Below are 4923 nucleotides of genomic sequence, written 5' to 3'. Positions count from 1 at the left end.
GGCACTGTGATGTTGAACCCGGATCGGCAGCAGCAGACCGAGAAAAGAGCGGCATAGTTAGACGGCGACGCGACAACAACCTTGAAAAACGCCGGTGCCAGTTGCTCCTCAAGCTCTTTGATTCTCTGCTCGGGGGTCAAAGGCAAAGTTGGCTCGTCCATCGGTCGAGTCCTCTGGGTACGGATGGAGGCGCCTTGGCTCCAATCTTGTCGACCATGCTTGCGTAACCAAACCAACACCGTCGACCGGCCCTGGATCCCGTAGCGCCGTTGAGCCTCTTTATAACTCAACTCGCCTTTTTCGACTTGGTCGACAACCGACAATTTAAAAGTCAGCGTGTAATCGCGTTGACTACGTTTTGCGCCCGTATCCATTGCCCCCTCCTGATAAGAAGCCAGAAGGTGTAAACCTTATTCAGGACGAGACATCTGTAACGAAAAAGCCCCTGATATTGATATCAGGGGCTTTTTTGTGTGCGCGAATCCGTAAAATGGCGCTTCCATTTGCGTCCAGAGGCTGCCATGTCGAAACATCTGCTCACTCCCCAGGGCGACTTTCCTGCCGTTGGCCTTGGCCGTCGACTGGCAGCGATGTTCTATGACTTCCTGCTGTGTACTGCCTTGCTGATCGTCACCGGATTCGTTTACAAGCTGATCCAGGCGGCAATCATCGGTGAAGAACGCCTGCGCGTGCTGACCGACGCCGGGAAAACGGATGGCGATCCGCTTTACTCTACGGTACTGCTGCTGGTGCTGTTCGCGTTCTTCGCCAAGTTCTGGACCCACGGCGGGCAGACGCTGGGTATGCAAGTGTGGGGGATTCGTGTGCAGAACGCCGACGGCAGCGCGATCAGCCTGTGGCAGGCGCTGCTGCGCTTCATGGTGTCGATCGCTTCGTGGCTGTGCGTGGGGCTTGGGTTCTTCTGGTCGCTGTACGACAAGCAGAAGCGCACCTGGCACGACATCTATTCCGATACCCGCATCGTCCGGATCCCCAAGAAGAACAAATAATTTCCAAAGACCGAAAACAAAAGTGGGAGCGGGCTTGCTCACGAAAGCGGTGCATCAGTCTCTATCTGAGTCGACTGAGGTACCGCTTTCGCGAGCAAGCCCGCTCCCACTGGTTTTTGTGCGTGGCAGAAAGATCTCAGGCGTTACCCGCCAGCTTCATCCGCGCTGCCTGGGTGAAATCCAGCATGCGTTTGAGTGGCCGAATCGCCTGCGGAATCAGCGCCGGATCAACAAAGATCTCGTTCGTCCCTTCCTTCAAGCTCCTGAGCGTGCGCTCAAGGGTGTTCATGGCCATCCAAGGGCAATGTGCGCAACTGCGGCACGCTGCGCCGTTACCGGCCGTTGGCGCCTCAATGAAGACCTTGTCCGGGCATAGCTGCTGCATCTTATAGAAGATACCCCGGTCGGTGGCGACGATCAGCGTCTTGTTCGGCAGGCTCTGCGCGGCAGCAATTAACTGGCTGGTAGAGCCAACGGCGTCTGCCAGCTCGATCACCGACGTCGGCGATTCCGGGTGCACCAGAATGGCTGCGTCCGGGTACAACGCCTTCATGTCTTCGAGCTGCTTGGACTTGAACTCTTCGTGAACGATGCAGGCACCGTCCCACAGCAGCATGTCGGCGCCGGTCTTGCGCTGGATGTAGGTGCCCAGGTGCTTGTCCGGCCCCCAAATGATGGTCTCGCCGTTGTCCATCAGGCTTTCGACGATCTCCAGCGCGCAACTCGACGTCACGACCCAGTCAGCCCGAGCCTTAACGGCGGCGGAGGTGTTGGCATAAACCACCACCGTGCGCTCCGGATGTTGATCGCAGAACGCCGAAAACTCGTCGACCGGGCAACCCAGATCCAGCGAACACGTCGCGTCCAGGGTTGGCATCAGCACACGTTTTTCAGGATTGAGAATCTTCGCGGTCTCGCCCATGAACTTCACACCGGCGACTACTACAGTCTTGGCCGGGTGGGCGTTGCCGAAGCGAGCCATCTCCAGGGAGTCGGACACACAGCCGCCGGTTTCTTCGGCCAGGGCCTGAATCACCGGATCGCAATAAAAGTGGGCCACCAGCACCGCGTCCTGAGCCTTGAGCTCGGCGGCAATGGCGGAACGGTAGTAGGCCTCTTCCTCGGCAGTCAGCGGTTTGGGCTGTTTGGCATCGAGGTGGGCTTGAACCAGAAGGCGTTCGGAAATCTGCGTCATGTTCGCAAGACCTGCAGGCGCTTTCGCGCGAAAGTCGAGTATACACCCGGCTCCGGACCGCTTGAGGGTACCGCCGGGAGAGTGAGTAGTATCAGGCACGGACAACGTTGAAGCTGCGCAAGGCTACAGAATATCCGGAGGATACAAAAGATGATTCTGACCTGTGTCAGAACTGTGGACAGTGAAGGAACATGTGCCCGAATTGCAGGCAAAAAAAAAACCCGGAAATCCTCACTTTCGTGGGCCTTCCGGATTTTCTAAACCGCCAAATATGGTGGGTCGTGTGGGATTCGAACCTACGACCAATTGGTTAAAAGCCAACTGCTCTACCAACTGAGCTAACGACCCGCTGTGTGGTGGCGCGTATAATACTGATTTTTAAGGACTATTCAACACCTTTTTTAAAATAATCAAAAATAAGGTGTTGGATCGCTCACGCCAGCCGCTGCAAAGCCTTCCGCACGCAGGCGGCAGCTGTCGCATTTGCCGCAGGCACGGCCGTCATCATCGGCCTGATAGCAGGAAACAGTCAGCCCATAATCAACGCCCAGCTTCACGCCCGCCTGGACGATCTGCGCCTTGCTCAGATTCTGCAGCGGTGCCTGAATGCGGAAGCCGTTGCCTTCAACGCCGGCTTTAGTCGCCAGATTGGCCATGCGCTCGAACGATTCAATGAACTCGGGACGGCAATCCGGGTAGCCGGAGTAATCCACCGCGTTGACGCCAATAAAAATGTCTCGCGCGCCAAGCACTTCTGCCCAACCCAAAGCGAGCGCCAGGAAAACGGTATTGCGCGCCGGCACGTACGTAACCGGAATGCCCTCGCCCAGCGCCTCTGGAATGTCGATGCTGGTGTCGGTCAGGGCCGAACCGCCCATGCCGTTGAAGTTCAGGCCTATCACCTTGTGTTCGACCACACCCAGGTCGCGAGCGACACGCGCCGCAGCGTGCAATTCTGCGTGCGAGCGCTGGCCGTAATCAAAACTCATGGTGTAGCAGCTGTAGCCTTCGGCCCTGGCCATGGCCACGACGGTCGCCGAGTCCAGGCCGCCGGACAGCAGGATGACCGCACGCTTTTCGGTGGTGTTCAGTTGCTCAGTCATATCAGCGCCCCGGCTCGTCATTCCAAAGATATTTATGCAGCTGCAATTGCAGGCGCACAGGCAGGTTGTCCGCCACCACCCAGTCCGCCAGATCCCGAGCATTCAGATCATGGTGACTTGGTGAAAACAAGACTTCGCCAGCGCGTCGATCAAGACCGTACTGGATCAGCTTGGATACCGCCCAGTCGTAATCTTCCCGCGAACAGATGACAAACTTCACCTGATCGTTGGGAGTCAGCCGTTCGATGTTCTCGTAAAGATTGCGATGAACTTCTTTCGAACCTGGGGTTTTCAGATCGACCACACGACTGACGCGCGGGTCCACTGCCGAGATATCTAAGGCACCACTGGTTTCCAGCGAGACCTCGTAACCGGCATCACATAACTGTTTAAGCAAAGGAATGGCATTCGGCTGCGCCAAAGGCTCACCGCCCGTGACACAGACATAGCGCGGACGATAGCCGGCTACTTGCTCGAGGATATCGTCGAGGGTGCGAATCGTACCACCCGTGAACGCATAGGCGCTGTCGCAGTACTGGCAACGCAAGGGGCAACCGGTCAGGCGCACAAAAACGGTGGGCAGCCCGGCAGTCCGCGTTTCCCCCTGCAACGAGTAGAAAACTTCGGTAATTCTCAATGTGTCTTGCATAGTCGCCACGGGCGTAACAGCTAAACAGGCTGTCCGCCTCCGTCAGGCACTTCAGGCAGCCTCGCCAACGCGCAGGCCTCAAGAAGCGTGTTTCAGAAAAAGGGCGTGAATTCTAACGAAAAAACCCGCGACAGGCGCGGGTTTCTTCAAAACAGTCAAACAGGCTTACATGCGCTGCAGATCGCGTTGAGCCAACTGAGCGGCGGATGTGCCCGGATATTGGGCAACCACCTGCTGCAGAATGCCTTTCACCTTGTCGGTATGACCGAGGCGGCGCTCTACATCAGCCAGCTTGTACAGCGAGTCCGGCACTTTGGCGTGCTTGGGATATAGCTGCGAAACCTTGGCGAAAGCCTGACCCGCACCTTGCAGATCGCCCTTTGCCAGGTTTACCTCACCCAACCAGTACTGGGCATTGCCCGCGTATTGGCTGTTCGGGTATTTGCGCAGGAACGCGGCAAAAGCCTGGCTGGCCTTGTCGAAATCCTTGGCTTTGATCAGGTCGAAAGCGGCATCGTAATACAGCTTTTCCTTGGCCGGATCAGCCGGTTCGCTACTTGCAGCAGGCGCTTGGGCAGCCGTACCGGCAGCAGCACTTGCGTCGCCACCGGCAGAAGAATTCTCAGGATTCGCGGCAGGTGCAGCACCGGATCCTATGCGCCGATCAAGATCCTGGTATCGCTCCAGGGATTCTTGTTTCATGCGCGCAACCTGATTTTGCAGTTCTTCAATCACACCTTGCTGGCGCGATATCTGATCCTGCATTTGTTGCAGTTGATTGAACAGCATGCCTTGTGCCGAGGTAGGGGCCGAAGCCGCTCCCCCGGCATAGGCGCCGTTCGTACCGTAACCCGCAGGCGGATAACTACTCCCGCTATTGTTATAACCGGAGTTGTCATCGACCACAGGAACCGCAGCCCACGCCGCAAGCGGCCGGGGGGGGGGGGGGGGGGCGCGGGAGGGGGC

General features: G+C 57.4%; 6 protein-coding genes and 1 tRNA gene. 1 reads left to right on the top strand and 6 read right to left on the bottom strand.

From position 1 onward, the window contains the following. A partial coding sequence (locus tag ACIOWA_RS27345; RefSeq protein ID WP_401162864.1) for a helix-turn-helix domain-containing protein occupies positions 1-374 on the bottom strand: 374 nt, incomplete at its 3' end. A 147-nt stretch (positions 375-521) separates the two neighbouring features. On the opposite strand from ACIOWA_RS27345, the gene ACIOWA_RS27340 reads away from it, so the two are divergent. Then, positions 522-1010: an RDD family protein gene (locus tag ACIOWA_RS27340; protein ID WP_401162863.1), complete on the top strand. Its 489-nt coding sequence runs from the start codon at positions 522-524 to the stop codon at positions 1008-1010. Between the two features lie 136 nt (positions 1011-1146). On the opposite strand, the gene nadA is transcribed toward ACIOWA_RS27340, so the two are convergent. From nadA to ybgF, 5 genes are all read right to left on the bottom strand, one after another. Next, positions 1147-2205 (bottom strand): quinolinate synthase NadA, encoded by a 1059-nt coding sequence (gene nadA, locus ACIOWA_RS27335; protein WP_201228252.1) that lies wholly within the window; start codon positions 2203-2205, stop codon positions 1147-1149. A 272-nt stretch (positions 2206-2477) separates the two neighbouring features. Further along, positions 2478-2553: transfer RNA gene (locus tag ACIOWA_RS27330), tRNA-Lys, on the bottom strand. 62 nt (positions 2554-2615) lie between these two features. Further along, positions 2616-3308 carry a 7-cyano-7-deazaguanine synthase QueC gene (gene queC / locus ACIOWA_RS27325; RefSeq protein WP_401162862.1) on the bottom strand — a complete coding sequence of 231 codons (693 nt, stop codon included), beginning with the start codon at positions 3306-3308 and terminating at the stop codon, positions 2616-2618. Between the two features lies 1 nt (position 3309). Further along, positions 3310-3957 carry a 7-carboxy-7-deazaguanine synthase QueE gene (gene queE, locus ACIOWA_RS27320; protein ID WP_339430973.1) on the bottom strand — a complete coding sequence of 216 codons (648 nt, stop codon included), beginning with the start codon at positions 3955-3957 and terminating at the stop codon, positions 3310-3312. Between the two features lie 165 nt (positions 3958-4122). Continuing rightward, the coding region (gene ybgF, locus ACIOWA_RS27315) for a tol-pal system protein YbgF (RefSeq protein ID WP_401162861.1) at positions 4123-4923 on the bottom strand (801 nt) is incomplete at its 5' end.

This window comes from Pseudomonas sp. NPDC087614 (genome assembly GCF_044743485.1).
Classification (GTDB): domain Bacteria; phylum Pseudomonadota; class Gammaproteobacteria; order Pseudomonadales; family Pseudomonadaceae; genus Aquipseudomonas; species Aquipseudomonas baetica_A.
Note: the sequence above shows the minus strand (reverse complement) of the source record. Positions and strands in the feature narration are given on the sequence as shown.

Bases quoted from the DNA above. Each gene is read 5' to 3' on its own strand.
- queE (WP_339430973.1), bottom strand. From the start codon at position 3,957: ATGCAAGACACATTGAGAATTACCGAAGTTTTCTACTCGTTGCAGGGG.
- ACIOWA_RS27340 (WP_401162863.1), top strand. From the start codon at position 522: ATGTCGAAACATCTGCTCACTCCCCAGGGCGACTTTCCTGCCGTTGGC.
- queC (WP_401162862.1), bottom strand. From the start codon at position 3,308: ATGACTGAGCAACTGAACACCACCGAAAAGCGTGCGGTCATCCTGCTG.
- nadA (WP_201228252.1), bottom strand. From the start codon at position 2,205: ATGACGCAGATTTCCGAACGCCTTCTGGTTCAAGCCCACCTCGATGCC.